Source organism: Kocuria sediminis, assembly GCF_009735315.1.
In the GTDB taxonomy this organism is placed as follows: domain Bacteria; phylum Actinomycetota; class Actinomycetes; order Actinomycetales; family Micrococcaceae; genus Kocuria; species Kocuria turfanensis.
In genome coordinates, this window is record NZ_WOGU01000002.1 from 340,484 (window position 1) to 366,949 (window position 26,466).

The 26,466-nt window shown below is 74.7% G+C and carries 27 protein-coding genes and 3 tRNA genes; 18 read left to right on the plus strand and 12 right to left on the minus strand.

Annotation, left to right across the window (positions count from 1 at the left end; genetic code table 11):
• Positions 1-5: 5 nt before the first annotated feature.
• Complete coding sequence (locus tag GMA12_RS03765) at positions 6-497, minus strand: YajQ family cyclic di-GMP-binding protein (protein WP_156267262.1); 492 nt, start codon at positions 495-497, stop codon at positions 6-8.
• A gap of 139 nt (positions 498-636) precedes the next feature.
• On the opposite strand from GMA12_RS03765, the gene GMA12_RS03770 reads away from it, so the two are divergent.
• The 4 genes from GMA12_RS03770 to GMA12_RS03785 all read left to right on the plus strand — a co-directional run bounded on the left by GMA12_RS03770 (position 637) and on the right by GMA12_RS03785 (position 3,114).
• Positions 637-945 (plus strand): hypothetical protein, encoded by a 309-nt coding sequence (locus GMA12_RS03770; protein WP_156267264.1) that lies wholly within the window; start codon positions 637-639, stop codon positions 943-945.
• 88 nt (positions 946-1,033) lie between these two features.
• Positions 1,034-1,115, plus strand: a tRNA-Tyr gene (locus GMA12_RS03775).
• A gap of 565 nt (positions 1,116-1,680) precedes the next feature.
• On the plus strand, positions 1,681-2,346 hold the full coding sequence (locus tag GMA12_RS03780) for a hypothetical protein (protein ID WP_156267266.1): 666 nt from the start codon (positions 1,681-1,683) through the stop codon (positions 2,344-2,346).
• An 87-nt stretch (positions 2,347-2,433) separates the two neighbouring features.
• Positions 2,434-3,114 (plus strand): class F sortase, encoded by a 681-nt coding sequence (locus tag GMA12_RS03785; protein ID WP_156267269.1) that lies wholly within the window; start codon positions 2,434-2,436, stop codon positions 3,112-3,114.
• A 15-nt stretch (positions 3,115-3,129) separates the two neighbouring features.
• Here the strand turns inward: GMA12_RS03785 and GMA12_RS03790 are convergent, their stop codons facing one another.
• Complete coding sequence (locus GMA12_RS03790) at positions 3,130-4,167, minus strand: LLM class flavin-dependent oxidoreductase (protein ID WP_156267271.1); 1,038 nt, start codon at positions 4,165-4,167, stop codon at positions 3,130-3,132.
• Positions 4,168-4,283: 116 nt separating this feature from the next.
• Between GMA12_RS03790 and GMA12_RS03795 the strand changes: the two genes are divergently transcribed.
• Positions 4,284-4,661: a thioredoxin family protein gene (locus GMA12_RS03795; protein WP_062735004.1), complete on the plus strand. Its 378-nt coding sequence runs from the start codon at positions 4,284-4,286 to the stop codon at positions 4,659-4,661.
• 98 nt (positions 4,662-4,759) lie between these two features.
• Here the strand turns inward: GMA12_RS03795 and GMA12_RS03800 are convergent, their stop codons facing one another.
• Positions 4,760-5,479, minus strand: a complete 720-nt coding sequence (locus tag GMA12_RS03800; protein WP_156267273.1) for a VIT1/CCC1 transporter family protein — start codon at positions 5,477-5,479, stop codon at positions 4,760-4,762.
• Between the two features lie 62 nt (positions 5,480-5,541).
• Entirely contained in the window at positions 5,542-6,534 is a 993-nt protein-coding gene (locus tag GMA12_RS03805; RefSeq protein WP_156267277.1) for a DNA-3-methyladenine glycosylase family protein, read from the minus strand.
• A gap of 6 nt (positions 6,535-6,540) precedes the next feature.
• On the opposite strand from GMA12_RS03805, the gene GMA12_RS03810 reads away from it, so the two are divergent.
• From GMA12_RS03810 to GMA12_RS03870, 13 genes are all read left to right on the plus strand, one after another.
• Positions 6,541-8,052 (plus strand): DUF2079 domain-containing protein, encoded by a 1,512-nt coding sequence (locus GMA12_RS03810; protein WP_240898570.1) that lies wholly within the window; start codon positions 6,541-6,543, stop codon positions 8,050-8,052.
• 239 nt (positions 8,053-8,291) lie between these two features.
• On the plus strand, positions 8,292-10,163 hold the full coding sequence (locus tag GMA12_RS03815; RefSeq protein WP_156267279.1) for a DEAD/DEAH box helicase: 1,872 nt from the start codon (positions 8,292-8,294) through the stop codon (positions 10,161-10,163).
• Positions 10,164-10,250: 87 nt separating this feature from the next.
• Entirely contained in the window at positions 10,251-11,840 is a 1,590-nt protein-coding gene (locus GMA12_RS03820; protein ID WP_156267281.1) for a sensor histidine kinase, read from the plus strand.
• Positions 11,841-11,849: 9 nt separating this feature from the next.
• On the plus strand, positions 11,850-12,518 hold the full coding sequence (locus GMA12_RS03825; protein ID WP_162459441.1) for a response regulator transcription factor: 669 nt from the start codon (positions 11,850-11,852) through the stop codon (positions 12,516-12,518).
• Between the two features lie 143 nt (positions 12,519-12,661).
• The gene (locus tag GMA12_RS03830; RefSeq protein ID WP_156267283.1) at positions 12,662-13,858 is read left to right on the plus strand and encodes a glycosyltransferase family protein; all 1,197 of its coding nucleotides are present in this window, start codon (positions 12,662-12,664) and stop codon (positions 13,856-13,858) included.
• 12 nt (positions 13,859-13,870) lie between these two features.
• Positions 13,871-14,233 carry a hypothetical protein gene (locus tag GMA12_RS03835; protein WP_156267285.1) on the plus strand — a complete coding sequence of 121 codons (363 nt, stop codon included), beginning with the start codon at positions 13,871-13,873 and terminating at the stop codon, positions 14,231-14,233.
• Positions 14,234-14,333: 100 nt separating this feature from the next.
• Positions 14,334-14,405 (plus strand) — tRNA-Thr (locus GMA12_RS03840).
• 61 nt (positions 14,406-14,466) lie between these two features.
• Positions 14,467-14,540, plus strand: a tRNA-Met gene (locus GMA12_RS03845).
• A 226-nt stretch (positions 14,541-14,766) separates the two neighbouring features.
• On the plus strand, positions 14,767-15,222 hold the full coding sequence (locus GMA12_RS03850; RefSeq protein WP_156267287.1) for a MaoC family dehydratase N-terminal domain-containing protein: 456 nt from the start codon (positions 14,767-14,769) through the stop codon (positions 15,220-15,222).
• Positions 15,219-15,698: a MaoC family dehydratase gene (locus tag GMA12_RS03855; RefSeq protein WP_162459442.1), complete on the plus strand. Its 480-nt coding sequence runs from the start codon at positions 15,219-15,221 to the stop codon at positions 15,696-15,698. The genes GMA12_RS03850 and GMA12_RS03855 overlap by 4 nt, the downstream gene beginning before the upstream one ends.
• Positions 15,695-16,945 (plus strand): MFS transporter, encoded by a 1,251-nt coding sequence (locus GMA12_RS03860; RefSeq protein ID WP_156267290.1) that lies wholly within the window; start codon positions 15,695-15,697, stop codon positions 16,943-16,945. The genes GMA12_RS03855 and GMA12_RS03860 overlap by 4 nt, the downstream gene beginning before the upstream one ends.
• Positions 16,946-16,955: 10 nt before the next feature.
• Positions 16,956-18,071, plus strand: coding sequence for a UDP-N-acetylmuramate dehydrogenase (locus GMA12_RS03865; protein WP_156267292.1), 1,116 nt, complete (start codon positions 16,956-16,958; stop codon positions 18,069-18,071).
• A 10-nt stretch (positions 18,072-18,081) separates the two neighbouring features.
• On the plus strand, positions 18,082-18,477 hold the full coding sequence (locus GMA12_RS03870; RefSeq protein ID WP_156267294.1) for a PGPGW domain-containing protein: 396 nt from the start codon (positions 18,082-18,084) through the stop codon (positions 18,475-18,477).
• A 45-nt stretch (positions 18,478-18,522) separates the two neighbouring features.
• Here the strand turns inward: GMA12_RS03870 and GMA12_RS03875 are convergent, their stop codons facing one another.
• The 8 genes from GMA12_RS03875 to mshD all read right to left on the minus strand — a co-directional run bounded on the left by GMA12_RS03875 (position 18,523) and on the right by mshD (position 26,419).
• Complete coding sequence (locus tag GMA12_RS03875; RefSeq protein ID WP_162459443.1) at positions 18,523-18,903, minus strand: GntR family transcriptional regulator; 381 nt, start codon at positions 18,901-18,903, stop codon at positions 18,523-18,525.
• 2 nt (positions 18,904-18,905) lie between these two features.
• On the minus strand, positions 18,906-20,048 hold the full coding sequence (asd, locus tag GMA12_RS03880) for an aspartate-semialdehyde dehydrogenase (protein WP_156267296.1): 1,143 nt from the start codon (positions 20,046-20,048) through the stop codon (positions 18,906-18,908).
• A 10-nt stretch (positions 20,049-20,058) separates the two neighbouring features.
• A complete protein-coding gene (locus tag GMA12_RS03885; protein ID WP_162459444.1) occupies positions 20,059-20,451 on the minus strand; it encodes a GNAT family N-acetyltransferase in 393 nt (130 codons plus the stop codon).
• Positions 20,452-20,520: 69 nt separating this feature from the next.
• Positions 20,521-21,087 carry a dihydrofolate reductase gene (locus tag GMA12_RS03890; RefSeq protein ID WP_156267300.1) on the minus strand — a complete coding sequence of 189 codons (567 nt, stop codon included), beginning with the start codon at positions 21,085-21,087 and terminating at the stop codon, positions 20,521-20,523.
• Positions 21,084-21,932 (minus strand): thymidylate synthase, encoded by an 849-nt coding sequence (locus tag GMA12_RS03895; RefSeq protein ID WP_156267302.1) that lies wholly within the window; start codon positions 21,930-21,932, stop codon positions 21,084-21,086. The genes GMA12_RS03890 and GMA12_RS03895 overlap by 4 nt, the downstream gene beginning before the upstream one ends.
• A 31-nt stretch (positions 21,933-21,963) precedes the next feature.
• Entirely contained in the window at positions 21,964-23,061 is a 1,098-nt protein-coding gene (locus GMA12_RS03900) for an NUDIX hydrolase (RefSeq protein ID WP_156267304.1), read from the minus strand.
• A gap of 86 nt (positions 23,062-23,147) precedes the next feature.
• Positions 23,148-25,427, minus strand: coding sequence for an RNA degradosome polyphosphate kinase (locus tag GMA12_RS03905; protein ID WP_156267306.1), 2,280 nt, complete (start codon positions 25,425-25,427; stop codon positions 23,148-23,150).
• A gap of 56 nt (positions 25,428-25,483) precedes the next feature.
• Positions 25,484-26,419: a mycothiol synthase gene (gene mshD, locus GMA12_RS03910; protein WP_156267308.1), complete on the minus strand. Its 936-nt coding sequence runs from the start codon at positions 26,417-26,419 to the stop codon at positions 25,484-25,486.
• Positions 26,420-26,466 lie beyond the last annotated feature (47 nt).

The window sequence follows — 26,466 nt, forward strand, 5'->3', positions numbered from 1 at the left end:
CGGACTCAGCGGTAGTTGATGAACTGCAGGTCGACCTCGAGGTCCGAGCCCTTGAGCAGGGCGATCACGTCCTGCAGGTCGTCGCGGGACTTGGAGGACACCCGCAGCTCGTCGCCCTGGATGGTGGCCTTCACGCCCTTGGGGCCCTCGTCGCGGATGAGCTTGGTGATCTTCTTCGCCTGGTCCTGGGCGATGCCCTCCTTGACGGAGGCCTCGATCCGGTACTCCTTGCCGGAGGCGAAGGGCTCCCCGGCGTCGAGAGACTTCAGGGAGATGCCGCGCTTGACGAGCTTCGACTGGAAGACGTCGAGCACCGCACCGACCCGCTCCTCCGAGTTGGCCTTCATGAGGATCTTCTCGCCGGAGAAGTCGATCTCCGCCCCGACGCCCTTGAAGTCGTAGCGCTGGGCGATCTCCTTCTGCGCCTGGTTCAGGGCGTTGGACACCTCCTGCTTGTCCACCTTGCTGACGACGTCGAACGAGGAATCGCTGGCCATTGTGCCTCCCGGACTGTGAGCTGCGGAGCGGGCGACGTGCGTCCCGCCGGACTGGGCGCCAGTCTAACGGGCGGTCCCCGTCACCGTTTCGTGACCCGCACCCAAGGATCCGTCCAGGTCGGCCTTCGAAGATGGCGGCATGAGCACACCCCAGGACCCCGACGACGTGGTGCCCGGTCCGGCTCGGAGCCTGCGCGGGACGGCCGTGGCGGCGACCGCCCTGGCGGCCGCCCTGCTGATGGGCATCGGGCTCGGCCCGGTCGCGGCCGACCCGGCCGCCGCTCCGGGGGGCACGGTCACCGCCGCCCCCGCAGCGATCGGCCCGGAGGCCGCGGAGCGGCTGGCCGGGATCGCCGAGGATCTCGCGGAGGCCGTCACCCACGGGGAGATCACCACCCAGCAGGCCGAACGCTTCCTCCTGCAGGTCCACCACCGCATCGTGTCCTGAGCCCGCCGGGACGGGGGACCGGGCAATTTCGCATCCCGCTCGATCTTCTGTACTGTTGAAGTGCTCCCGCACGCGGGGGCCGCACCCCGGCAGATTACCCGAGCGGCCAAAGGGGGCTGACTGTAAATCAGCTGGCATTGCCTACGGGGGTTCGAATCCCTCATCTGCCACAGTGAGATGTCGCAGGACATCGGAAACACCCCGGACCTGTGGTCCGGGGTGTTTTTTCGTGCCCGGGCGCTGATGGCCGGGTCGCCGGCGAGGGCGTCGCCGCAGCGTGCGCCGGCCCCGATGTCCTTCCGGCCTGCCGTGGGCCCGCGCCGGTCCCTCGCCGCCGGGACGGGAAGGGCCGGCGCCGGACCCGCTCCGGCCGTGGGGAGGTCCGGCGGTCGCGGCGCCACCGGTCCGTCGTCGCAGGCGCCGTGTCCGCGCCGTCCCGCGGGCGGCGCCCCCGGAAGAGGGGACCGGGCGGCGGAGCCGCCGCGCCGACGCGCCATTAACAATTGCTAAAAAGATGCAAATCCTTGTAGCTTGAACCGACAGCATCATCCGGCCGCGCTCCAGCACCCCCCGAGCTGGGCGCCGGGACCCCCCACACCGGATGAACCAGCAGCACGACGAACCCTGCCGCGATTCCGCCGGTGCACGTCCCCGGGACGCCAGGAGAACTGTGCCGCGCGCTGGTACCCCAGGGGCAGGCCCGGGGTTCTGAACGATCTGAGGAGACGTACCGATATGACTGCTGTGAAGAAATGGGTGGCCGCCGGTTCGTCGGCCGCGGTTCTGGCGGGCGGCCTGTTCCTGGGTGCTCCGGCGGCCCACGCCGACACCTGCACCGCTCCCGAGATGAGCGCCACCGTGAGCAACCTGGTCACGGCTGCCGACCACCTCCACGACACGAGCGTGCACTTCAACTCCCTCGTGGCCGACGCGGGGACCCTCGCCCAGCTCGAGACGGCGCAGGCCGACCTGGAGCAGGCCATCGTGCACGCCGACACCATGGGCCCGGCGCGCGACGCCTGGAACACGATCCTCGGGCTGCAGCAGGGCTACGCCGACGCCACCGAGGACCCGGCGGTCGACGAGGCCGCCGCGGCCTCCGCCGCCGCCGCCGCGCACTTCCAGACGGCCGCCACGGACGCCCGCGCCCAGGGTGAGGTCTACATGGAGGACGGCGCCGCGCTCCTCGCCCTGTTCCAGGGCAGCTGCGGCGGCCTGCTCACCGGCGCCGACGACTGGACCGGCGCCGAGGGCGACTCGGCCGCCGGCGTGAACGAGGGCATCAACATGCAGACGGCCGAGCAGAGCGGCCCCGGTGCCGGCGTGCTCGCCGCGCTGCTGGCCTCCGTCGCGGCCGTGGCCGGGGCCGTGGCCTTCCGGGTGCGCCGCGCCCGCGCCTGATCCCGTCTAGGCTGGAACGCCCTGGTGCCGCGCCCGCGCGGCACCAGGGCGCAGTCGTCTGCCGACCCGAGCACGGAGGCTCCCCGCATGGACCCCACGCAGCACCAGGCACCACGCCGCCGGTCCGTGGCGCGCTGGACGGCCGCGGCCGGCGGCCTCGCCGCCGTGGCGGTCCTGTCCACGGTCCTGCTGACCGACCCGCTCGGTGCGACCCCGCCGGAGCCCGCCCCGCAGGCCCCCGCCGCGTCCGTGACCGCGGCGCCCACCCCGGCCCCGGCCGCCGAGGCCGCGCCGGAGCCGGACGCCGCCCGCCCGGAGGCCGCTGCGCCCGTCCGGCTGCGGGTCGAGGACGCCCAGCTCGACGTGGCGGTGCTGCCCCTGGCCCCCAGCGAGCAGGAGCTGGCCACCGAGATGCTCGTCCCGCCGGACACCCTGGACGGCTACTGGCTCACCCCCTACGGCATGCCGGGGGAGGGCTCGGAGAACACCACGTACATCACGGGGCACAGCTGGGAGGGCCGTGACGCCCCGTTCAACCGGCTGAGCGACCCGGGGCTCGTGGGCAGCGAGATCGAGCTGGAGACGGAGACCGGGACCCTCGAGTACCGGGTGGACTCCGTGGTCACCCACGACAAGAACACCCTCAAGGACAGCGACATCTGGCGGATCGTGCCGGACCGGCTGGTCGTCGTCAGCTGCTACACCGAGGACCTCTGGGGCAAGAACGTCGTGCTCACGGCCTCACCGGTGCCGCCGGAGCAGGCCTGAGGACTGCCGGGGCGCTCAGCACAGCGCGGCCCGCACCCGGGGCACCACCTCGGTGCCGAGCAGCGTGATCGCCTCGAGCGCCAGGCGGTGGGGGACGCCTCCGGCGTCCATCCGCAGCAGCAGCCGCCCGTGGCCCAGCGCCTGCTGCTGGGCCACGATCTTGGCGACGACCTCGTCCACGTCCCCCACCACGAGGGAGCCCTCGGGGGCGCACTGCCGGTCGTACTCCTCGCGGGTCCACCGGGGATCACGCGCGAGGACGGGGCCGTGGCTGCGGGCCCCCGCCGCGAAGTAGGGATAGCTGAGCTCGCGCGCCTGCTCGGGGGTGCGGGCGACGAAGCCGGGGACGTTCAGGCTCACCGGGGTGCCCGTGTCCCGCCCGGACTCCTCGAGGGCCTGGCGGTAGGCCGCCACGGCCGGGAGCGCGTCGGCGAGGGGACCGTGCGTGCGCAGCAGCGCGAGGGGCAGGCCCAGCACGCCGGCGCGCACCACCGAGTGCAGGGTGCCGGAGGAGCCCACCCACACCGGAAGGCGCGCCTGCAGCGGGCGCGGCTGGAGGTCGAGCTCCGCCTCCCGGCCGGCGAGCCGGCCGTCGAAGGTCGAGGGGTTCGTCTCCAGCAGCTCCAGCAGCTGGAGCAGCTTCTGCTCGAACAGCGCGTCGTGGTCCTGGCCCTCCAGTCCCAGGGCGCGCAGCACGCGTGCGGACGCGCCGCGGCCCACGACCATCTCGGCGCGCCCGCCCGAGATGTTGTCCAGCATCGCAATCTGCTCGTAGAGCTGCACGGGGTTCCCGGCCGTGAGCACGGACACGGCGGTGGTGAGGCGCAGCAGGCTGGTGCGTCCGGCGATCGCGGACAGCAGCACCACCGGTGAGGCGGCCACCACGTCCGTGCCGTGGTTCTCCCCGACGCCCATGACCGTCAGACCGGCGCGCTCGGCGGCCTCGGCCTGCTCGATCATGTCCCCGAGCCGCTGCCGGGTGTCGGGCCGGGCGCCCGTGACGGGGTCCTGGACGACCTCGCCGAGGGAGAAGATGCCGATCTCGAATTCCATGGTCCGCCTCCGCCCGTCCCGGTCGTGCCCCTCAGTGTAGGAGCAGCGCGGGCCCGTCTTGAGCCACGAGTGAAATCCGGTGCCGCCCGGGCGGCCCGGCCCCTACGCTGGGTCCCATGGCTACCGTTGACATCACCCAGGACACCCTGGGCCAGACCATCGCCGAGAACGACATCGTCCTGCTCGACTGGTGGGCCGAGTGGTGCGGACCGTGCAAGCAGTTCGCGCCCACGTACGAGGCCGCCTCCGAGAAGCACGAGGACATCGTGTTCGGGAAGGTCGACACCGAGGATCAGCAGATGCTCGCCGCGTCGGCGCAGATCTCCTCGATCCCCACGCTCATGGCCTTCCGCGAGGGCATCCTCGTGTTCTCGCAGCCCGGTGCGCTGCCCTCCTCCGCTCTCGACCAGGTGATCGACGCCGTCAAGGGCCTCGACATGGACGAGGTCCGCGCGGAGGTCGCCAAGCACTCCCAGGACGCGACCGACGCCTGAGCGCCGGTCCGCTGCCGCTGACGACGCCGGGCCCCGCCTCCTCGTGAGGCGGGGCCCGGCGTCGTCGTGGGCGGGACGCGCACCCGGTCGCGCCCGGGTCAGGCGACGCCGGCGACGCCGAACAGCGAGCCGAGCGCGAAGGTGGCCACCAGGGCCAGCGCCCCGCCGACCACCACGCGCACCACCGCGCGGCCGCGCTGCGGGGTGCCGCCGAGCTGGGCGCCCAGCCAGCCGGTGACGGCCAGGGCGGCGAGCACGGCGACGAAGGTGACCGGGATCCGCCAGGCCTCCGGCGGCAGCAGGATCGCCAGCATGGGCAGCAGCGCCCCGACGAGGAAGGACAGTGCCGAGGCGACCGCCGCGCCCCACGGGCTGACGATGTCCTCCTGGTCGATGTTGAGCTCCGCGTCCAGGTGCGCGGCCAGGGCGTCGTGCTCGGTGAGCTCGCGCGCCACCTGCCCGGCCGTGCCGGCGGACAGGCCCTTGGCCCGGTAGATCTCGGCGAGCTCGCGGAGCTCGGCCTCGGGCATGTCGATCAGCTCCTGCTTCTCCTTCTCGATGAGGGCCCGGTGGGAGTCCGCCTGGCTGGACACGGACACGTACTCGCCCTGGGCCATGGACAGGGCCCCGCCGACCAGGGCGGCGCCCCCGGCCAGGAGGATCGCGCTGGTGCTCGTCGTGGCGCCGGCCACGCCCACCACCACCGCGGCCACCGAGACGATGCCGTCATTGGCGCCCAGGACCCCGGCCCGCAGCTTGTTCATCCGCTCGGTGTAGCCCGCGCCGTGCGGTTCCTCGATCACGTGTTCGGTCGTCATGGCTCCATTGAACGCCCGGCGGCGCCGTCCGGCCAGGAAGGACAGGATGTCCTCACCGCGCGTCAGCGGTGCCGGTGGTCCTCCGGGTGCAGCCGCGGGGCGAACGAGGGCTTGCGGAAGCCCGAGGCCCGCAGCAGGCGCACGACCCGCTGCCGGTCGCCCCGCCACGGCTCGAGCAGCTCGAGCATCCGCCGGTCGTCGCCGGGGCGGCGGTCGAAGAACCAGCACACGGTGTCCGCGAGGTGGAAGTCGAAGACGCTGACCGAGTCCGGGTCCCCGTGCGTGCACTGGAGGATCTCCGCGGCCGTCCACGGGCCCAGGCCCGGGATCGAGCGCAGGGCCCGGTGCAGGCCGGCGTCCAGCGGGCCGCGGCCCAGGCGCTCCAGGGCGGCGGCCCGCTCGGCCACGCGCCGGACGGTGGCCGCCCGCGCGCCGTCGACCCCGGCCCGGTGCCACTCCCACGAGGGCACCGCGCGCCACGCCTCGGCGGTCGGGGGGATCCGCATCCCCTCCGGGGCCGGCCCCGGCGCGGGCTCGCCGTGGCGGCGGACGAGCCGGCGGTGCGCGGCCACGGCCTCGCGCACGGTGACGCGCTGCTCCAGCACCGACAGCACCGCCCGGTCCAGCAGCCGCCCGGTCGAGGGCAGCCGCAGGCCCGGGTGGTGGTGCCGCGCCGCGGCCAGCCGGTGCGGCAGCGCGCGGAAGGCGTCCGAGGCCTCGAACTCCGCCCAGGAGTCCTCCGCCCCGGCCCACCGCGGGGCCTCCGCGAGGAACTCCTCCGCCCCGGGGCCCCAGGCGCGCACCAGCACGGGACGCTGCAGGGGCCGGCCCGCTCCGGTGCGGGAGAACCGGGCCGTCACGGGTCCCGCCGCCGTGCGGGCGGCCACCCACACGCCGTCGGGCGCCGTCACCCGGACCAGCGGGTCGCCGGACCCGCGGGAGAGCACCCCGAGGGTCTGCCCCAGGTGCAGGGCGCCCGCGGGGTCCCACACCAGCTCGGCGTCCGCGGGCCGGGCCGGGCGGGGGCCGGCGGACGGGGGAGCGGGGGCGGTCATGAGACCATGATGGCAGTCCTGTCCGACGGCGCCGCGCCGGTCCGGGCGGGCCGCCCAGCCACCGAGGAGGCCATGCCCGCCACCGCGCTCCGGCGCCCCGCAGCCCCGGCCCCGCCGCCCGGACCCCTCACCGGGCGGGCGCGGCTGGTGCCCGTGGGCGTGGGGGCGCTCGTGCTGGTCCTGTACATGTGGTGGTCCCTGCTGCAGTGGCACCGCTGGGAGGTCCCGTCCTGGGACCTGGGGATCTTCACGCAGCTGGCCAAGTCCTACGCGGGCGGGCACGGGCCGGTCGTCCACCTCAAGGGGCACGGCGCCAATCTGCTGGGCGACCACTTCCACCCGATCCTCGTCCTGCTGGGCCCGCTCTACGCCCTGTTCCCCTCCGCGCTGGCGCTGCTGGTGCTCCAGGACGTGCTCGTGGCGGTCTCCGCCGCGGCGCTGACCGGCTTCGCCGTGCGCGGTCTCGGCCCGGCGCCGGGTGCGGCCCTGGGGCTGGCCTACGGGCTGAGCTTCGGGCTGCAGGCCGCCGTGGCGGTGCAGTTCCACGAGGTCGCCTTCGCCCTCCCGCTGCTGGTGCTCGCCCTGGGGTGCCTGGTGGAGCGCCGCTGGACGCCGGCCGCGCTGTGGGCCGCGCCCGTCGTCCTCGTCAAGGAGGACCTCGGCGTCACCGTGGCGGTGCTCGGCCTCGTGCTCGCCTGGCGGGCCCACCGGGAGGCGGGCGGGGACCGCGGTCCGGTTCTGCTGGGTCTGGGCCTCGCCGGGTGGGGGCTCTCCTGGTCCCTCCTGGCGGTCGCCGTGGTGCTGCCCGCCCTCAGCCCGGACGGCCGGTTCGCCTACGCCGACCGGCTGGACCTCGCGGCCGCCGCGGCCGATCCCCTCGGGGCGCTGGTCTCCCTCGTGGTGCCGGGGCAGAAGGCGCTGACCTGGCTGACGCTGCTGGCCACCGGGGCGGTGCTCGCGCTGCGCTCGCCGCTGGTCCTCGTGGCCCTGCCCACGCTGGCCTGGCGGATGCTCTCCCCGAACCACGGCTACTGGGGCACCGGCTGGCACTACAGCGCGGTGCTCATGCCCGTCGTCCTGCTCGCCCTGCTCGACGCCGTGCTGCGCCTGCGGGACGGGCGGCTGCACCGGCTCGCCCGCGCCGCCCCGGCCCTGGCCCTCGCGGTGGCGCTGCTGCTGGTCCCGGGCCGGCCGCTGGCCGACCTCGCGGACCCGGCCGCGTACCGGCCGGACCCCCGCGCGCCCGCCAAGGAGGCGGTCCTCGCCGCCGTTCCCGAGGGGGCGAGCGTGGCCACGGACCTGACCCTGATCCACCACCTCGTCCCCGGCGGGGAGGTGCACTGGCTGGGCTCCGAGGGGGACCCCGCCCCGGAGTACGTGGTGGTCGACCGGCTCGGCGCCACGTGGGGCGGGAACCCGCCCGGGGACGTCGCCGCCTACGCCCGGGACCGCTACGGGGCCGAGTACACGGTGGTGCGTGACCAGGACCACCTCGTGCTCGTGCGGCGCCGGACCTGAACGGGCCGCCGCGTGCGATAGAGTGGTCGGACCGAATCCGGTCACTCCCTCACTTTCTCGTGCAACGCGATGCCATGACGCGCATCGTGTTCGGCCGCGGCCCGTCCGCGCCGTGTCCGACGCTCCCGCCCCGCGCGGGGCTCCAAGTGGTTGGCAGGGACGTCCGGACACCACGACCGTGGCCGACGCCCCTGGGAACGCTCCCGGGCCGCCACCCGCACAGAACGAGGCACTGCTCCATGACCACCGACACCTCCACCGCGCCCGGCACCGCCGACGAGCACACCACCACCTTCGCCGAGCTGGGCATCGACCCCCGCGTGCTCGCCACCCTCGACGAGGTCGGCTACGAGAACCCCACCCCCATCCAGGCCGCGACCATCCCGGCGCTGCTGGCGGGCAAGGACGTCGTGGGCCTCGCCCAGACCGGCACCGGCAAGACCGCTGCCTTCGCGGTGCCCGCCCTGTCCCGGCTCGCCGAGCTCTCCGACGTCAACGGCGTCTCCCGCGACACCCAGGTGCTCGTGCTCGCCCCGACCCGCGAGCTCGCCCTCCAGGTCGGGGAGGCGTTCTCCTCCTACGCCGGCCACCTCGAGGACTTCACCGTCCTGCCGGTCTACGGCGGCTCCCCCTACGGCCCGCAGCTGGCCGGACTGCGCCGCGGCGCCCAGGTGGTCGTCGGCACGCCCGGCCGCGTGATCGACCACCTCAAGAAGGGGTCCCTGGACCTGTCCCACCTGCAGTACGTGGTCCTCGACGAGGCCGACGAGATGCTGCGGATGGGCTTCGCGGAGGACGTCGAGGAGATCCTCTCCCAGACGCCGGTCGAGAAGCAGGTCGCGCTGTTCTCCGCGACCATGCCCCCGGCCATCCGCAAGATCGCCAAGCAGTACCTGCGCGACCCGCAGGAGATCGCGGTCAAGGGCAAGACCACCACGGGCACCAACACCCGGCAGCGCTACCTGCAGGTCATGGGCTCGCACAAGATGGAGGCCATGACCCGGATCCTCGAGGTCGGGGACTACGACGGCGTGATCGTCTTCGTGCGCACCAAGGCCGCCACCGAGGAGGTCGCCGACCGGCTCAAGGCCCGCGGCTACGCCGCCGCCGCCATCAACGGCGACATCCCGCAGAACATGCGCGAGCGCACCGTGGAGGCCCTGCGCGAGGGCAAGGTCGACATCCTCGTGGCCACGGACGTCGCCGCCCGCGGCCTCGACGTCGAGCGCATCTCCCTCGTGGTCAACTACGACATCCCCCACGACACCGAGTCCTACGTGCACCGGATCGGCCGCACCGGCCGCGCCGGGCGCTCCGGCGAGGCGATCCTGTTCATGACCCCGCGGGAGAAGTACCTGCTGCGGGCCATCGAGAAGGCCACCCGCCAGCCGGTGGAGCTCATGCGCATGCCCTCGACCGAGGACGTCAACCGCACCCGCAAGGACAAGTTCGCCCAGCAGATCACGGACACCATGGAGTCCGAGGACCTCGCCCAGTTCCGCGAGCTCGTCGAGCAGTACCAGGCCGAGCACGACGTCGACGCCGTGGAGATCGCCGCCGCGATCGCCGTCATGGCCCAGGACGGGCGGCCCTTCTTCGTGGAGGAGCTGCCCGAGCCGCCGCAGCGCAGCCGGGACCGCGAGCGCCCGGGCCGGGACGGCGACGACCGGCCGCGGCGCGAGCCGCGCAGCGAGAAGGGCATGGCCACGTACCGGATGGCCGTGGGCCACCGCCACCGCGTGTCCCCGGGCTCCGTGGTGGGCGCGCTCACCAACGAGGGCGGCCTGAGCGGCGAGCAGATCGGGGCGATCGACATCCGCTCCACGCACACCCTCGTGGGCCTGCCCGAGAACCTGCCCGCCTCCACCCTGGAGCGGCTCTCCCGCACCCGCATCAACGGCGAGCTCATCCAGCTCGAGGCCGACCGCGGCCCGGGCGCCGGTGGCCGGGCCCGGCCGCGGAACACCTCCTCCTACCAGGACCGCCCCCGCCGCGGCGGGCCCCGGGGCGGGGAGTCCCGCGGCGGCTACCAGGGCCGCAAGCCCGGGTACTCGGCCGGGGAGCGCGACGGCGACCGGACGCACCGCAAGCCGCGCCACAAGAACTACTGAGCCGGGCGGCGGCACCGCGGTGCCGCCGGGCGAGGGTGGGCCGGCCGGCCCACCCTCCTCCCAGCTCCCGGCGCTAGACTGCCGCCCATGGCGGTCGCACGCTGGGGGAGGCTGCGGACGGAGCTGCGTTCCGTCCGCACCAGGGTGCTCGCCACGACCCTGGCCGTCCTGGCCGTGGCGCTGCTCGCGGTGGGCGGGCTGACCCACTACCTGCGGCTCGTGGACCTCGACGAGTCGGTGCAGCGCGACCTGGCCCAGGAGGCCGGGGAGCTGCAGAGACTGGCCCAGCGCGGCCCCCTGCGGCCCGGGGCGCCCCTCTCCGACGACCTGGACACCCGGTCCCAGGAACGGTTCACCGACCTGCGCCGGCTGTTCTACTCCTTCATGACCACCACGGTCCCGGGCGAGTACGAGAGCGTGCTGGCGGTGATCGACGGGGAGCCGATCTTCGAGCACGCGGACCGGTCCCGCTTCGAGCTCGACGACCCCGGCACGCTCGCCGCGGTCTCCGAGCGCGTCCTCCCCGGGCAGACCGTGGTCTTCGACGTCGAGCAGAACGGACGGCAGCTGCGCCTGGGGGTCGTCTCCGTGCTCCTCGACGAGGACCCCCGCCAGGGCTACCTGGTGGTGGGCGTCGACATGGGGGCCCAGCGCGCGATCATCCTCGACTCCCTGTGGCGCTACCTCGGCGTCTCGGCCCTCACCGTGGGCGTCGCGGGCCTGGTGGCCTACGTCCTGGTCGGCCGGGTCACCGCCCCCATCACGCGGCTGCGCCGGGCCACCGAGCAGATCAGCCCCGAGGACCTCGGACAGCGCGTGCCCGTGGCGCAGAACGACTCGGACGTGGGCCAGCTCGCCGTGAACTTCAACGGCATGCTCGACCGGATCGAGGCGGCCTTCGCCCAGCAGCGCCAGTTCCTCGACGACGCCGCCCACGAGCTCCGGACCCCGCTGACCATCCTGCACGGCAACCTCGAGCTGCTGGACGAGCAGGACCCGGCGGACGTGGAGGAGACCCGGGCGCTCCTGCTCGACGAGATCGAGCGGATGAACCGGCTCGTGGACGATCTGCTCCTGCTGGCGACGGCCCAGCGGGCGGACTTCATCCGCCCCGGCGACCTCGACGTGCCGGTGTGGCTGGCGCGGACCATGGAGCGGGTGCGCGCGCTGGGCGACCGGCGGTGGGCACTGGAGTCCCGGGCCGAGGGGCGGATCGTGGCCGACGGGCAGCGGCTGACGCAGGCCGTGGTCCAGCTCGCGGCCAACGCCGTGAAGTTCTCCGGCCCGGGGGACACCGTGGCCCTCGGGGCGGCCTGGGCCCCGGGGCCGGCGAGGCCCGGGCCCGGCACGCCGGGGCGGCACCTCGAGGTGTGGGTGCGGGACACCGGAGTGGGCGTGGCGCCGGAGGACCAGCAGCGGATCTTCGAGCGCTTCGGCCGCGCCGAGTCCGGGCGCACCGTGGAGGGCTCCGGGCTCGGTCTCGCCATCGTCGCGGCCATCGCCCAGGGCCACGGCGGGACCGTGGCGCTGCGCTCGAGGCCCGGACAGGGAGCCACCTTCACGCTCCGGCTGCCGGGCTCCCCGCCCGCCGCCCCCGGAGCCCCGGCCCCGGGCGCCCCGGCGAGCGCCCCCGCCGCCGGCACCTCCCGGCCGGCACGAGCCGGCCTCGGAGCCTAGGGGCACCCGGTGGTGAGCATCCTCATCGCCGAGGACGAGGAACGGATCTCCCGCTTCGTCCAGAAGGGCCTGCGCGCCGCCGGCTACACCACCACCGTGGTGGAGGACGGGCTCAGCGCCCTGGACTACGCCAGCACGGGGGAGTTCGACCTGCTCGTCCTCGACGTGGGGCTGCCCGGCATGGACGGGTTCACCGTGCTCTCGGCGCTGCGCTCCATGGGCAGCTCGCTGCCGGTGATCATGTGCACCGCCCGCGACTCCGTGGCGGACACGGTCGCGGGCCTGGACCAGGGGGCCGACGACTACCTCGCCAAACCGTTCCGCTTCCAGGAGCTGCTCGCCCGCGTCCGGGCCCGGCTGCGGGACCGTCCCACGGACCGGCCCGCCCCGGACCGGCTGAGCTACGGGGGGCTCTCCCTGGACCTGGACACGCGGTGCGCGGTGGTCGAGGGCCGGCAGATCGAGCTCTCCGCCCGCGAGTTCGCGATGGCCCGGACCTTCCTCGAGAACCCGGGCCAGGTGCTCACCCGGGACCAGCTGCTCACCAAGGTCTGGGGCTACGACTTCACCGGATCGTCCAACGTGGTCGACGTCTACGTCCGGCACCTGCGCACCAAGCTCGGCGCCGAGCGGATCGTGACCGTGCGCGGGGCCGGCTACCGCCTGGCCCTCCTCTGAACGGCACCGGGGCGTCCGGGCGGCGCCGGGGCCGTCGATGAAAGCCCTCTCATCGACGGCTCATGTCCCCGTCATGTCCCGCGGCCACAATCGACGGCGGAGGAACCACGCCGGACCGTCCGGGCCTCCGCGAGGAGGACTCGATGCACGACGACGAGCTGCGGCTGGTGCTGTACTCGCACGACCGCGGGGGACAGGGCCACGCCCGGCGGAACCTGGCACTCGCCGGGGCCCTCGCCCGGCAGCTGCCGGTGCTGACCGGACGCCGGACGACGGGCGTGCTGCTGACCGGTGTCGACGTCGCCGCCTCCCGCGCCTGGCCCGCGGGGTTCGACCAGGTGGTCCTGCCCGGCAGCGGCCAGGACACGGACGGGCGCGTCCCCGCCGCGCCGGCCGTGCCCGCGGCGCGCGTGCGCTCCGAGATGGTGGACGCCGTGCTCACCGACGTCCGCCCGCACCTGGTCGTCGTGGACGGCCGCCCGTGGGGACCGGACCAGGAGCTGCTGGAGCCGCTGCTGAGGCTGCGCGCCGGCTCGCCCGGCACGGTCGTCGTCCTGGGTCTGCCGGAGGTGCTCGGCGAGTCCTGGGCCGCGGCCCGCGAGTGGATCGCCCCCGAGGACCTCGGTCTCCTGCAGGAGGCGTACGACCAGATCTGGGTCTACGGCGACCCCGCCGTGCACGACCCGCTGTCCACCGGCGAGATCCCCGCCGCGCTCGCCGGCCGGGTCCGCTGCACCGGCTACCTGGCCGAGGGCCGGGATCCCCGGCGGCGCACCGCCGGCGACGACGCGCCCCACGTCCTGACGCTGGCGGGCGCCGGGCCCGAGGGCCACCGCCTGGCCCTCACAGCCGCCCGCACCCGGGTCCCGCACGGTCACCGCCACGTGCTGGTCACCGGGCCGCAGATGCCCGAGGAGCACGCCGCGCAGGTGCGCGCGGCCGCCGTGCCCGGCACGCTGGTGCTGCCCGTCCTCCCGGACGCGCTCGCCGAGGTCGCGGACGCGGCCGCCGTCGTGTCCTCGGGCGGCTACACCTCGGTCGCAAAGATCCTCGGCACGCACGCCCCCGCCCTCGTGGTGCCCCAGGCCGGTGCCGGCCCGGAGCAGCTGATCCGGGCCCGGGCCCTCCAAGGGCACGGCGCGGTGGACGTGCTGACCGCGGACTCCCTGACCGGCGCCGCGATCGGCGGTTGGCTGCACCGCGTGGTCGGCACGGTGCGGCCGCGCGAGCACCTCTCCCTCGACGGACTGCGCGTGGCGCCGGCCCTGGCCGCGTGCCTGCTGCCCGGTCCGGGCGCCGAGGACGGCGCCGAGCTCGCGCTCGCCGGACTGAGCGCCTGAGGGCGCCCTCCGGTGACCGAGCCCGCCCCGCCCCGGTCCCCGGGGCCGGGCAGGACGCAGCTGTGGGCGGCGGTGCTGCTCGCCCTCGCCGTGGGGACGGTGCTGCTGCTGCGGCACGTGCTCGGCGGCCCGGACGGGACGGAGATCGGACGGGACGGCGTCTCCGTCGGCGGCACCCCCGCGCCCTCGTCCCTGTCCGTGCCGGTCGGTCCCGCTCCGCCGGCGCAGCTGCCCCTGCCAGTCCGCCCCGCGCCGGCCGGCCCGGACCGGGACGACGGCGGCGCTGCGGCCCCCGGCACGCTCCGCGCCCCTCCGCCGGGCTCCCCGGAGGCGCCGGGAGCGCCGCCGGGGGGCGGCCGGGAACCGCCCCCGTAGGAGGCCGGGAACCCGGGGACACGGCTGCCGGCGGAGCGCCCGGCGGGGACCTCCGGCGATTTTTGTTTTGCCCGAACGTACTGGTAGAGTCTTCGTCGTTGCCCCGATAGCTCAGTGGTAGAGCGCCATCTTGGTAAGATGGAGGTCCCGGGATCGATTCCCGGTCGGGGCTCTCGTGATGAGATCCCGTGGGCACGGCCACCAGGCCGTGCACCGCGGTTTCCCATCGACCTGGCGGTGTAGCTCAGCTGGTTAGAGCGCACGACTCATAATCGTGAGGTCGACGGATCGAGCCCGTCCACCGCTACGGCGAGAAGCCCGTGACCCTTGCCGGTCACGGGCTTCTGTCGTCCCCGACCGGCTGCTCCCCGCCCGGGCTCCCGGCACCGGCCCCGCGGCGACCCGGGCCCCGGCCGCGAGTCCGCGGGCCGGAGCGCGCGCGCCGGGCGGCGCACCACGACGGCGAGGGGCCCCGCCGTAGACTGGGCAGGTTCCTGCCGCTCCAGCGCGGCGCCGTCCAGCGAGGAGCTGCCATGCCCGTGAACCCCGATCTGGTCGGGCGGACCTATCCGCCGACCGAGACCTACAGCGTCGGCCGGGAGGCGATCCGCGAGTTCGCCCGCGCCGTCCAGGCCGGCCACCCCGCCCACCACGACCTCGAGGCCGCCCGGTCGCTGGGGCACGCCGATCTCGTGGCGCCCCCCACCTTCGCGATCGTCGTGGCCCAGCGTGCCGACGCCGCGCTCATCGCCGACCCCGAGGCCGGCATCGACTTCTCGCGCGTGGTCCACGCCGACCAGCGCTTCACGCACCACCGCCCGATCGTCGCCGGCGACGAGCTCGTGGCCGAGCTGCACGTGGACCAGGTCCGGGCCATGGGCGCCGGCGCCATGGTGACGTCACGGGCCGAGATCCGCACCGTGGACGGCGAACAGGTCGCCACGACCGTGTCGTCCCTGCTGGTGCGCGGAGAGGAGCAGGACGCGTGAGCATCGCCTTCGACGACCTCAAGAAGGGCCAGGAGATCGGGCAGCGCCGCATCGAGCTCTCCCGCGCGGACCTGGTCCGCTACGCCGGCGCCTCCGGGGACCTCAACCCCATCCACTGGAACGAGCAGTTCGCCCGGGCCGTGGACCTGCCCGACGTCATCGCGCACGGGATGCTCACCATGGGCGCCGCCGTGCAGCTCGTCACCGACTGGGCCGGCGACCCCGGCGCCGTGGTCGACTACCAGACCCGCTTCACCAAGCCGGTCGTCGTGCCCAACCGCTTCGGGACCGCGGTGGAGGCCTCCACGGCGCTCACGGTCACCGGGAAGATCGGGGCGCTCGACGCCGCCGCCCGCACCGCGCGCGTGGACCTCACCGTGACCGCCCCGGACCTCACCGCCCCGGACGCCGACCCGGCGACCGCCGCGCAGCTCAAGGTGCTGGTGAAGGCCCAGGCCGTGGTGCAGCTGGCATGAGGGCCTGGCGGGACGCGGTCCTCGCCGTCTACCTCGCCTCGGGGCTGGCGCTCTCGGCCTGGCTGACCCGCCTGCCCGCCATCGCCGACGGACTCGGGCTCTCGCCCGCGGGACTGGGGGCCCTGCTGCTCACGCAGACGGTGGCGGCCTTCGTGTCCGTGTCGCTGTCCGGGGTCACGGTGGCGCGCCTGGGCCCGGCCCGTGCCCTGCGCCTGACCTCCGCCCTGGTGGCGGCCGGGCTCGTGCTCATCGGCGCCGGCGCCTCCGCGCTCGGGTCCCTGCCCGTGACCACGGCCGGTTTCCTGCTCTTCGGCACCGGCCTGGCCACCTGGAACGTGGCCGCCAACGTCGAGGGAGTGGCCTGCGAGAGCGCGCTCGGCCGGACGGTCATGCCGGTCATGCACGCGTTCTTCTCGGTCGGCACCGTGCTCGGCGCCGGGATCGGCGCCGGTGCCGCGGCCCTCGGGGTGCCGGTGGCCTGGCACACGGGGGCCATGGCCGTGGTCGTCCTGGCCGTCGTCCGCACGGCGGTGCGCTCCTTCCGGGGGGAGGACCCCCGTGTCCGGGCGGAGCCGCGCACCGACACCGGGTCCCTGGACCTCGAGGCCGTCGCCGCCGCGTCCGCGCGCACGCACGGGGTGCGGGGCGCGTGGCGCACGCCGCGCAACCTGGTGGTCGGGCTCTTCGTGCTGGGCGTGGCGCTCGCCGAGGGCGCGGCCAACGACTGGGTGGCGCTCGCCCTGACCCAGGGCTACGGCACCACCGAGGCGATCGGCGCCCTCGGCTACGGGATCTTCGTGACGGCGATGACCGCCGGACGGCTCGCCGGGACGCCGCTGCTCGACCGGTTCGGGCGGGTGACGATCCTCCGGGCGGCGGGCACCCTGGCCGCGGCGGGTCTCGGCGTGTTCGTGCTCTCCCCGTGGCTGTGGCTGGGTCTCGCCGGGCTGTTCGTGTGGGGCCTGGGGGTCTCCCTCGGCTTCCCGGTCGGCATGTCCGCCGCCGCGGACGACACCGAGAACGCGGCCGCCAACGTCTCCGTCGTCTCGACCATCGGCTACGGCGCCTTCCTCGGGGGCCCACCGCTGCTGGGCCTGCTCGGCGAGGCGGTCGGGGTGCGCCCGGCGCTGGGCGCCGTGGCGCTGTTCGTCGTCGTCTCCCTGCTCCTGGTCCCCGCGCTGCGCCCGGCGAACCCCTCGGCGCCGCCGCGGGCCGTGGGCGCCGGCTCTCCCCGGGACGGCCGATAAACTGGGCGCCATGACGTCCCCTCACCTCGCAGACCTCACCACCGCCGCCGTGGGCGGTCCCGCCCGGCACTACGTGCGGGCGGAGACCGAGCAGGCGGTCGTCGACGCCGTGGCGGAGGCCGACGCCGCCGGGCGGGCCGTGCTCGTGGTCGGCGGCGGATCCAACCTCATCACGGCCGACGACGGGTACGCGGGCACCGTGGTGCACGTGGCCTCCCGGGGCGTGCAGGTCGTGGCGGAGGACGCGGGCAGCGTGCTCCTGGAGGTCCAGGCCGGGCACTCCTGGGACGAGCTCGTGGCGCAGGCCGTGGCCGAGGGCCTGGTGGGCATCGAGGCGCTCTCCGGCATCCCGGGGACCACCGGCGCCACCCCGGTGCAGAACGTGGGCGCCTACGGCCAGGAGGTCGCCCAGACCGTGGAGCTCGTGCGCGCCTGGGACCGGCACGAGCGCCGGGTGCGGGAGTTCGCCCCGGCCGAGCTGGCGTTCGCCTACCGCGACTCGGCGCTCAAGCGCAGCACCGTGGACGGCTCGCCCCGCCACGTGGTCCTCGCGGTGCGCTTCCGGCTCGCGCGCGGGGCGGCCAGCGCCCCCGTCCGCTACGGCGAGCTCGCCCGCCGGCTGGGCGTCGAGGTGGGGGAGCGCGCCCCGCTGGCGCAGGTCCGCGAGACCGTCCTGGCCCTGCGGGCCGGCAAGGGCATGGTGCTCGACCCCGCCGACCGCGACACGTACAGCACCGGCTCGTTCTTCACCAACCCGATCCTCCCGGTGGGCGCGCTCGGGGACCGGCTGCCCGCCGAGGCCCCCCGGTTCCCCGTGGTGGACGCCGCCGGGAACCCGCTGGAGGACCGGGTGAAGCTCTCGGCCGCCTGGCTCATCGACCACGCCGGCTTCGGCAAGGGCTTCGGGCTGCCCGGGACGCGCAACGAGGTGCTGGACCTGGACGGCGCCGCGGTGGCCGGGGGCCGGGCCTCGCTGTCCACCAAGCACACGCTCGCGCTGACCAACCGCGGGGACGCCTCGGCCGCGGACCTCATGGCCCTGGCCCGCACCGTGCGCGACGGGGTGGCCTCGGTCTACGGGGTGGACCTGGTCGCCGAGCCCGTCATCGTGGGCACCGGCGTCTGAGGCGGCCCCGATGAGCAGCCTCGAGGACGAGATCGCCCAGGGGGAGGACTCCGAGGGCCGGGTGCGCCGGACCCTGGGCCGGGTGCGCACCTGGGCCCGGGGCCACCCGCTGCTCTTCGTCGCCTACAAGACGTTCGTGACGGTCCTCGGCGGGGTGTTCGTGCTGGCCGGGCTGGTCATGCTCGTCACCCCGGGCCCGGGCTGGCTGGCCGTCTTCCTCGGCCTGGGCATCTGGAGCACCGAGTACCACTGGGCGCACCGGCTGAACATGTGGGCCAAGGGGCAGGTCATGCGCTGGTGGCGCTGGTGGCTGGCCCGCACCGCGGAGGGCCGTCACCGCCGGGCGCTGGCCGGTCCGGGCGGGCTGGTGCCGGGGCCGCGGCACCTGCGCAGTCCCGGGGCCTGAGCTCGGGCAGTGCTCAGCCGGGCCGGGGCTCAGCCGGGCCGGGGCTCAGCCGGAGCGGCGCAGCTGGGCGGCGACGAGCTCCAGGGCCCGTGCGGACGGGACCCCGAGCCCGGCGACCGTCTCGGCGTAGCGGCGGGCGGCCTCGACGGCCAGCTCCTCGCCGCGGTCCCCGGCGCGCACGAAGCTGCCCAGCCGGCCGCGGGTCTCGATCACGCCGGCGGACTCCAGCTCCCGGTAGGCCTTGGCCACGGTGTTCGCCGCGAGACCGAGCGCCTCGGCGAGCCGGCGCACCGGCGGGAGCCGGGTGCCCGCCGGCAGGGTGCCGTCCTCCCGGCCCCGCAGCACCGCCTGCTTGAGCTGCTCGTAGGGCGGGCGCGGATCGGCGGGGTCGAGGGCCAGCGCCGCGGGGACCCCGGTCTCGGCCACGGCTACAGGGTGCCGGTGGCGATGCGCAGCATGCGGCGCAGCGGCTCGGCCGCGCCCCACAGCAGCTGGTCGCCGATCGTGAAGGCGCTGATGTAGCCCGGGCCCATGGCGAGCTTGCGGATCCGGCCCACGGGGATCTGCAGCGTCCCGGAGGTCGCCACGGGGGTCAGGGCCCGCATCGTGTCCTCCTTCGTGTTGGGCACCACGGTGGCCCACTCGTTGTCGGCGTCGATGATCCGCTCGATCTCCTCCACCGGCAGGTCCTCCCGCAGCTTGAGCGTCAGGGCCTGGGAGTGCGAGCGCATCGTGGCGATGCGCACGCACAGCCCGTCCATGGGCACCCAGTCCTGGGCGAAGCGGTCCGTGCGGCCGAGGATCTTGTTCGTCTCGGCCGCGGACTTCCACTCCTCGCGGGACTGCCCGTTGCCGAGGTCGGCGTCGATCCAGGGGATCAGGGAGCCGGACAGGGGCGCGCCGAACATCGAGCTGTCCAGGGCGTCGCCGCGCTGGGTCTCGAGGACCTTGCGGTCGATCTCCAGGATCGCGGAGGCGGGGTCGGCGAGCTCGTCGGCGACGGCTCCGTGCAGGGCGCCGAACTGCGTGAGCACCTCGCGCATGTGCCGGGCCCCGCCGCCGGAGGCCGCCTGGTAGGTCATGGACGTGGCCCACTCGACGAGGTCGTTGCGGAACAGCCCGCCCAGGCCCACGAGCAGGCAGGAGACCGTGCAGTTGCCGCCCACGAAGTCCTTCACGCCGGCCTCGAGGCCCCGGTCGATGACGTCGCGGTTGACCGGGTCCAGGACGATGATGGCGTCGTCGTTCATCCGCAGGGTCGACGCGGCGTCGATCCACAGCCCGTCCCACCCGGCGGCGCGTAGCTCGCCGTGCACGGCCTTGGTGTAGTCCCCGCCCTGGGCCGTGACGATCACGGGCAGCGACGCGAGGCACTCGAGGTCGTAGGCGTCCTGCAGCACCCCGGCGTCCCCGGCGAACGAGGGGGCGGGCCGGCCGGCGCTCGAGGTGGAGAAGAACACCGGGGTGATGCCGGCGAAGTCCCCCTCCTCCTGCATGCGCTGCATGAGCACGGAGCCCACCATGCCCCGCCAGCCGACGAACCCTACCTGATCTCCCGCGCGAAAAGTCATGGCCCCCAGTCTAGTGGGAGCGGTGCAGGGCCCAGCGACGCCGCTTCTCCTTGACCGCCGGGGCGGGGGGCAGCTCGCAGCCGGGCGCGATGAGATCCTGGTACTGGGGGAAGCGGTGCAGGTAGTCCTGGACGTAGGTGCACGTGGGCCGCACGGTGATCCCCTGGGCCCGGAAGCCCTCCAGGAGCAGGGTCACGAGGGTGCGGGCATAGCCCTGCCGGCCGAACTGCTCGCCGATGATCGTGTGCTGCAGCTCGACCGTGCCGTCCTCGTGCTTCTGGAAGCCCTCGAAGCCGATGAACTGCTCCCCGTTCCACAGCTCGTAGCGGTCGAGGTCCGCGTTCTCCACGACGCGCAGCTGCTCGTCGTCGCGGATCGCCGGGTCGGGGTGCGGTGCGGTCACGGTCGTCCTCCTGGTCGGGGTGCGGCTCACGCTACCGCAGCGCCGGGACGGACGGAACAGGCCGGCGGGTCAGGAGCGGGTGCGCCGGTCGATCCGGTAGCCGAGTCCGGTGCGGGAGACGGAGGGCCCCACGACCGGCTCCGTGGTCCACCCGTCGCCGAGCTCCGGGGCGTGCGTGTCCCCCTCCACGGTGAGGTCGATGACCGTCACGAGCACCTCCGTCACGGGGTCGCGGGGGTCGGCCAGGGCCTGCCGGTAGACCTCCCCGCCGCCGATCACCCAGATCCGCTCCGCGCCGGGGCTGCTCCGCGCCAGCGCGACGGCCTCGGGGTACGACGGCGCGGTGCGCACGGCGCCGTCGCCGCCGCCGGGGGCCACCCGCTCCGGGGCGGAGGTGACCACGATGTTGGTGCGCCCGGGCAGGGGACGGAAGCGCTCGGGGAACGACTCCCAGGTGCGCCGGCCCATGATCACGGGGTGGCCGGTGGTCGTGCGCCGGAAGAAGGCCAGGTCCTCCGGCAGGGACCAGGGCATCGTGCCGCCGCGGCCGATGACGCCCTCGGCGGTCTGCGCCCAGATCGCCCCCACGGTCCCCGCGGGGGCCTGCGGCGCGTGCTGCCCGGAGTCCTTGCTCATACGGCCACCGGCGCCTTGATCGCGGGGTGGTGGCGGTAGTCGACGACCTCGAAGTCCTCGTAGGCGTAGTCGAAGAGGGAACCGGGCCGCCGGGTCAGCCGCAGCCGCGGATAGGGGTAGGGCGTGCGGGAGAGCTGCTCGCGGACCTGCTCCACGTGGTTGTCGTAGACGTGGCAGTCCCCGCCGGTCCACACGAACTCGCCGGGCACCAGGTCGGTCTGCTGGGCCACCATGACGGTCAGCAGCGCGTAGGAGGCGATGTTGAACGGCACGCCCAGGAACATGTCCGCGGAGCGCTGGTAGAGCTGGCACGAGAGCCGCCCCGGCCCGTCCTCGGCGGGCTGGACGTAGAACTGGAACAGGGCGTGGCACGGCGGCAGCGCCATCTCGTCCACCTCGGCCGGGTTCCACGCCGTCACCACGTGCCGGCGGGAGTCGGGGTTCGTGCGGATCTGCTCCACGACCTTCGCGATCTGGTCGATGGAGCCGCCGCCGGGGGTGGGCCAGGAGCGCCACTGCACCCCGTAGACGGGCCCGAGCTCGCCGTTCTCGTCGGCCCACTCGTCCCAGATGGACACGCCGCGCTCCTGCAGCCAGCGCACGTTCGAGTCCCCGCGCAGGAACCACAGCAGCTCCAGCGCCAGGGACCGGAAGTGCACCCGCTTGGTGGTCAGCAGCGGGAAGGAGTCCGCGAGGTCGAAACGGATCTGGCGGCCGAAGACGCTGCGGGTCCCGGTGCCCGTGCGGTCCGGCTTGTGCACGCCCGTCTCGAGGATCTCGCGCAGGAGGTCCTCGTAGGGAGTGGGCACGGGCGTGGTCGCGGGCACGGGGGAGGGGGAGGTCATGCGGGGCTCCTCGGGCAGGGAGACGGAAGGGTCAGTCGTCGAAGGGCTTCACGAGCTCCACGGAGACCACCCGCCGGCGGTGCCGCCGGGAGATCTGGAGCACGATCATCTCGCCCGGCGACAGGTACGGGTCCTTGGCGGGCAGCTGCTCGGCGAGCTCGGGCGCCATGTGCCGGGCGAGCACCTTCAGGACGGTCGGCAGCACCGGGCGGTGGGTGCACAGCGCGGCCGGGACGTCCTTGTCGAACAGGGTCTGCACCACGGCGGCGGCCTTCTTGGGGTGGCGCTTGTGGGAGGCCTCGGTCAGCTGGGGCCGCTCCCGCACGGTGACCCCGGCCTTGCGGGCGTAGGGCACCACGGTGGACAGGCAGCGCAGCCAGGGGGAGGTGACGATCCGCTCGGGCGACCACGCCCGCAGGAGCCGGGTCACCGCGAGCGCCTGCCGCTTCCCGGTCGCGGCGAGCGGACGGTCGCCCTCCGCCCGCGACCACGCCGAGCGCGGCTTGGCCTTGGCGTGGCGCACCACGATCGCCGGGCGGGTGGCGAGGTCGCCGCGGGCGTGCAGGTCCACGAGCGCGGCCAGGGGCTCGAGGTCGGAGGGGTTGGTGAGCATCCGGGCCGCCGTCTTGGGGTCCGTCCAGCGGACCTCGTCGACCTCCCGCCCGTCGGGCACGGGCCGGGCGCCGGGGCCGAACTCCGCCGCCCAGTAGCGCACGTCCTTGACGCCGTCCTTGACGCCGTAGCGGATCGTGGGCAGCGGGACGCCCAGGCGCGGCAGCAGCCCGATCTCCTCGCCCACCTCCCGGTGGGCGGTCTCGGGCAGCGTCTCGCCGGCGTCCTGCTTGCCCTTCGGGAAGGACCAGTCGTCGTAGCGCGGGCGGTGGATGAGGAGCACCTCCACCCCGGTGCCCGCGCGGCGCCAGCACAGGCACCCCGCCGCCAGCACGTCGGCGGGGCGTGCGGCCGACCCGCCCTCCCGCGGAGCGGCCCGCCCGGCGGGCTTCTCGGCAGTTTTCTCCGGGACCTTCTCCGGGGTCTTCCCGTTGGACTTCCCAGCGGACTTCCCGGTGGTCTTCCCGGTGCTTGTCTCAGTGGTCCTCGGAGCGGTCTTCTCAGCGGTCCTGGGCATGGTCCCTCTCTCGTCCCGTGTCCGTGGTGCACCGCCCCGCCCCGGCCCGGGGTCCTCGGGTGGCACCCCCACGATGGTACCGGTGCTCAGATCGTGGGGCGGCCCAGGGCCCGGCTGCGCAGGAGGTGCTCCTGGACGTCCACCAGCGGGCGCCCCTCGGCGTCCCGGTGGTGCCGGGTCCACACCCCGTCCGCGCCCAGGTGCCAGCTGCTCGTGGCGTCCGAGGCGTACCGGGCGAGCAGCCGCACCAGCGCCTCGGCCTGCTGCGGGTCGGTGATCCGCACGAGGGTCTCCACCCTGCGGTCCAGGTTGCGGTGCATCATGTCCGCCGAGCCGATGTAGACCAGCGGCTCCCCGGCGTTGCAGAACGCGAAGACCCGCGAGTGCTCCAGGAACCGGCCCAGCACCGAGCGGACCCGGATGTTCTCGCTCAGCCCCGGCACCCCCGGGCGCAGGGCGCAGATCCCGCGCACCACCACGTCGACGGGCACCCCGGCCTGGGAGGCCCGGTAGAGGGCGTCGATGACGGCCTCGTCCACGATGGAGTTGCACTTGACCTGGATCCGGGCCGACCGGCCGGCCCGGTGGTGGCGGATCTCGGCCTCGACCAGGTCGACCAGCCCGGAGCGCACCGACCGGGGGGCCACCAGCAGGCGCTGGAAGGTGGTCTTCGGGGCGTAGCCGGAGAGCTGGTTGAACAGCCGCGAGACGTCCTCCCCGACCTCCGGGTCGCAGGTGAGCAGGCCCAGGTCCTCGTAGAAGCGCGCGGTGGAGGGGTGGTAGTTGCCGGTGCCGATGTGCACGTAGCGGCGCAGCCCCTGGTCGTCCTGGCGCACCACCAGCGAGAGCTTGCAGTGGGTCTTCAGCCCCACGATGCCGTAGACCACGTGCACCCCGGCCTGCTCGAGCTTGCGGGCCCAGGAGATGTTCGCCTGCTCGTCGAAGCGGGCCTTGATCTCCACCAGCGCCAGGACCTGCTTGCCCGCCTCGGCGGCGTCGATGAGCGCGTCCACGATCGGGGAGTCCCCGGAGGTGCGGTACAGGGTCTGCTTGATCGCCTGGACCTTCGGGTCCGCGGCGGCCTGCTCCAGGAAGGCCTGCACGCTGGTGGCGAAGGAGTCGTACGGGTGGTGCAGCAGCACGTCCTGGGACCGGGTCGCGGCGAAGACGTCGGCGGCCTTCGCGGTCTCCGCGGCGTTGAGGTAGCGGGAGGTGTGGGCCACGTGGCGGGGATAGTGCAGCTCCGGGCGGTCGACGCCGGCGATGACCCCCAGCCCGCGCAGGTCCAGCGGGGCCGGCAGGCGGTAGATCTCGGACTCGTCGATGCCCAGCTCGGAGACCAGCAGCTCGAGCACCTCCGCGCTGATGCTGTCCGTGACCTCCAGGCGCACCGCCGGGCCGAAGCGGCGGCGCAGCAGCTCCTTCTCCAGGGCCTGCAGCAGGTTCTCGGCGTCATCCTCCTCGACCTCCAGGTCCTCGTTGCGGGTCACCCGGAACACCTGGTGCTCCTCGACCTCCATCCCGGGGAACAGGTCGTCCAGGTGCTGGGCGATGACGTCCTCGAGCGGGATGAAGCGGACCTGCCCGTGCGGCGCGCGGGACGCGCTCGGCCCGTCCACCGAGAGCAGCCGGGGCAGCTGGTCCGGGACCTTGACGCGGGCGAACAGCCGCTTGCCCGACTGCGGGTTGCGGACCATCACGGCCAGGTTGAGGCTGAGCCCGGAGATGTAGGGGAACGGGTGGGCCGGGTCCACCGCCAGCGGCGTGAGGATCGGGAAGACCTTGCGGTGGAAGTCCCGGGTGAGCCGCTCCCGGGTGGGGCCGTCGAGGTCCTCCCACCCGATGAGGTGGATGTCCTCCCGGGCCAGCTCCGGGCGCACCAGGTCGTGGAACGCCTGCGCGTGGCGCTCCTGCAGCTCGTGGGCGCGCACCGCGATGGTCGCCATCTGCTCCGCGGGGGAGTGCCCCGAGGCCGCCGGCCGGGCGATGCCCGTGGCGATGCGCCGCTTGAGCCCGGCCACCCGGACCATGAAGAACTCGTCCAGGTTGGAGGCCACGATGGACAGGAAGTGCACCCGCTCCAGCAGGAACAGGTCCGGGTCCTCCGCCAGCTCCAGGACCCGGGTGTTGAAGGCGACCCAGCTCGCCTCCCGGTCGAGGAAGCGCTCGGGCCCGTGGGTGCCCTCGAGCACCTGCCGGGCGGCGGGCACGGGGTCGTCGATCCGGTCGCGGTCCCCGTGGCCGCGGGCGGCGTCGGCCAGCTCGGCGGCACCGTCGGCGGAGGGCGCCGCCGGCTCCGCCTCCGGGGACGCGGTCGGGTGCGGGGCCGGCGCGGGCTGCGGTACGTCCTGCTGGTGCGTGGTCATGGCGGTCCTGTCTGGTGGGGCCGGTGCGGGACCGGGCCGGGGCGCGGGCGGGTGGGTCAGGCGGGGGAGGTGCGGGCGTACATCACGTCGAGGTGCCAGGGCCGGAAGCCCAGCCGCTCGTACAGCCGCAGCGCGGCGGTGTTGTCACCGTCCACGTAGAGCATGACCTCGCCCAGGCCCTGCCGGGCCAGGTGGTTGACCCCCGCGGCGGTCAGGGCCCGGCCCAGGCCGGTGCCCTGGTGCTCCGGGGCGACGCCCACGGCGTAGACCTCGCCCAGGGCGCGGCGCTCGCCGTCCCCGGGGTGGACCTTGGTCCAGTGGAAGCCGGCCACGGTGCCCGGCTGCCCGGACCGGACCGCCAGCAGGAACCCCGCCGGGTCGAACCAGGGCTCGGCCTCCCGCTGCCGGAGGTCCTCGAGACTCATCCGGCCCTGCTCGGGGTGACCGGCGAACGCGGCGGCGTTGACGCGCAGCCACTCGTCCTCGTCCCGGCCGGGTTCGAAGGCGCGCAGCCGGTAGCCGGAGGGCATCTCCTCGGGCAGGGGCAGGTCGGGGGCGTCGCCCAGCGGGCGGAGCAGGCGGTGCAGGTCGCGCACCGGCACCAGCCCGTGCCGGGCGGCCAGCGCCGCCGCCCCGGGATGGCCGCCGTGGGCCCACGCCCGGACCGTGCCCGCGGTCTCCTCGGCCAGGGCCCCGGCCAGCGCCGCCCCGATCCCGCCGCGGCGGTGCCCGGGGTCCACCACGAGCTCCACGAGCGCGGCGCCGTCCTCGGGCTCGTGCACGCGCACCGCCGCGCCGAGCAGCTCCCCGCCGGAGGACCGGGCGAGGACCGTGCGCACCCGCCCGCCGGGCGCGGTCCGCAGGTCCACGAGGGTCTGGTCGGAGAACGGCGGGTCGCCGTCCGCGGCCTCGGCCCGGGAGGCGAGGGCCGTGATCTCCTCGACCGGCGCGACGGCTGGGCGCTCGAGCTCGTACGGCACGGACTGGGGCATCTGGACCTCCTGCGGAACGGGGCGGCGGGGCGGACGGGCCGGTGGGC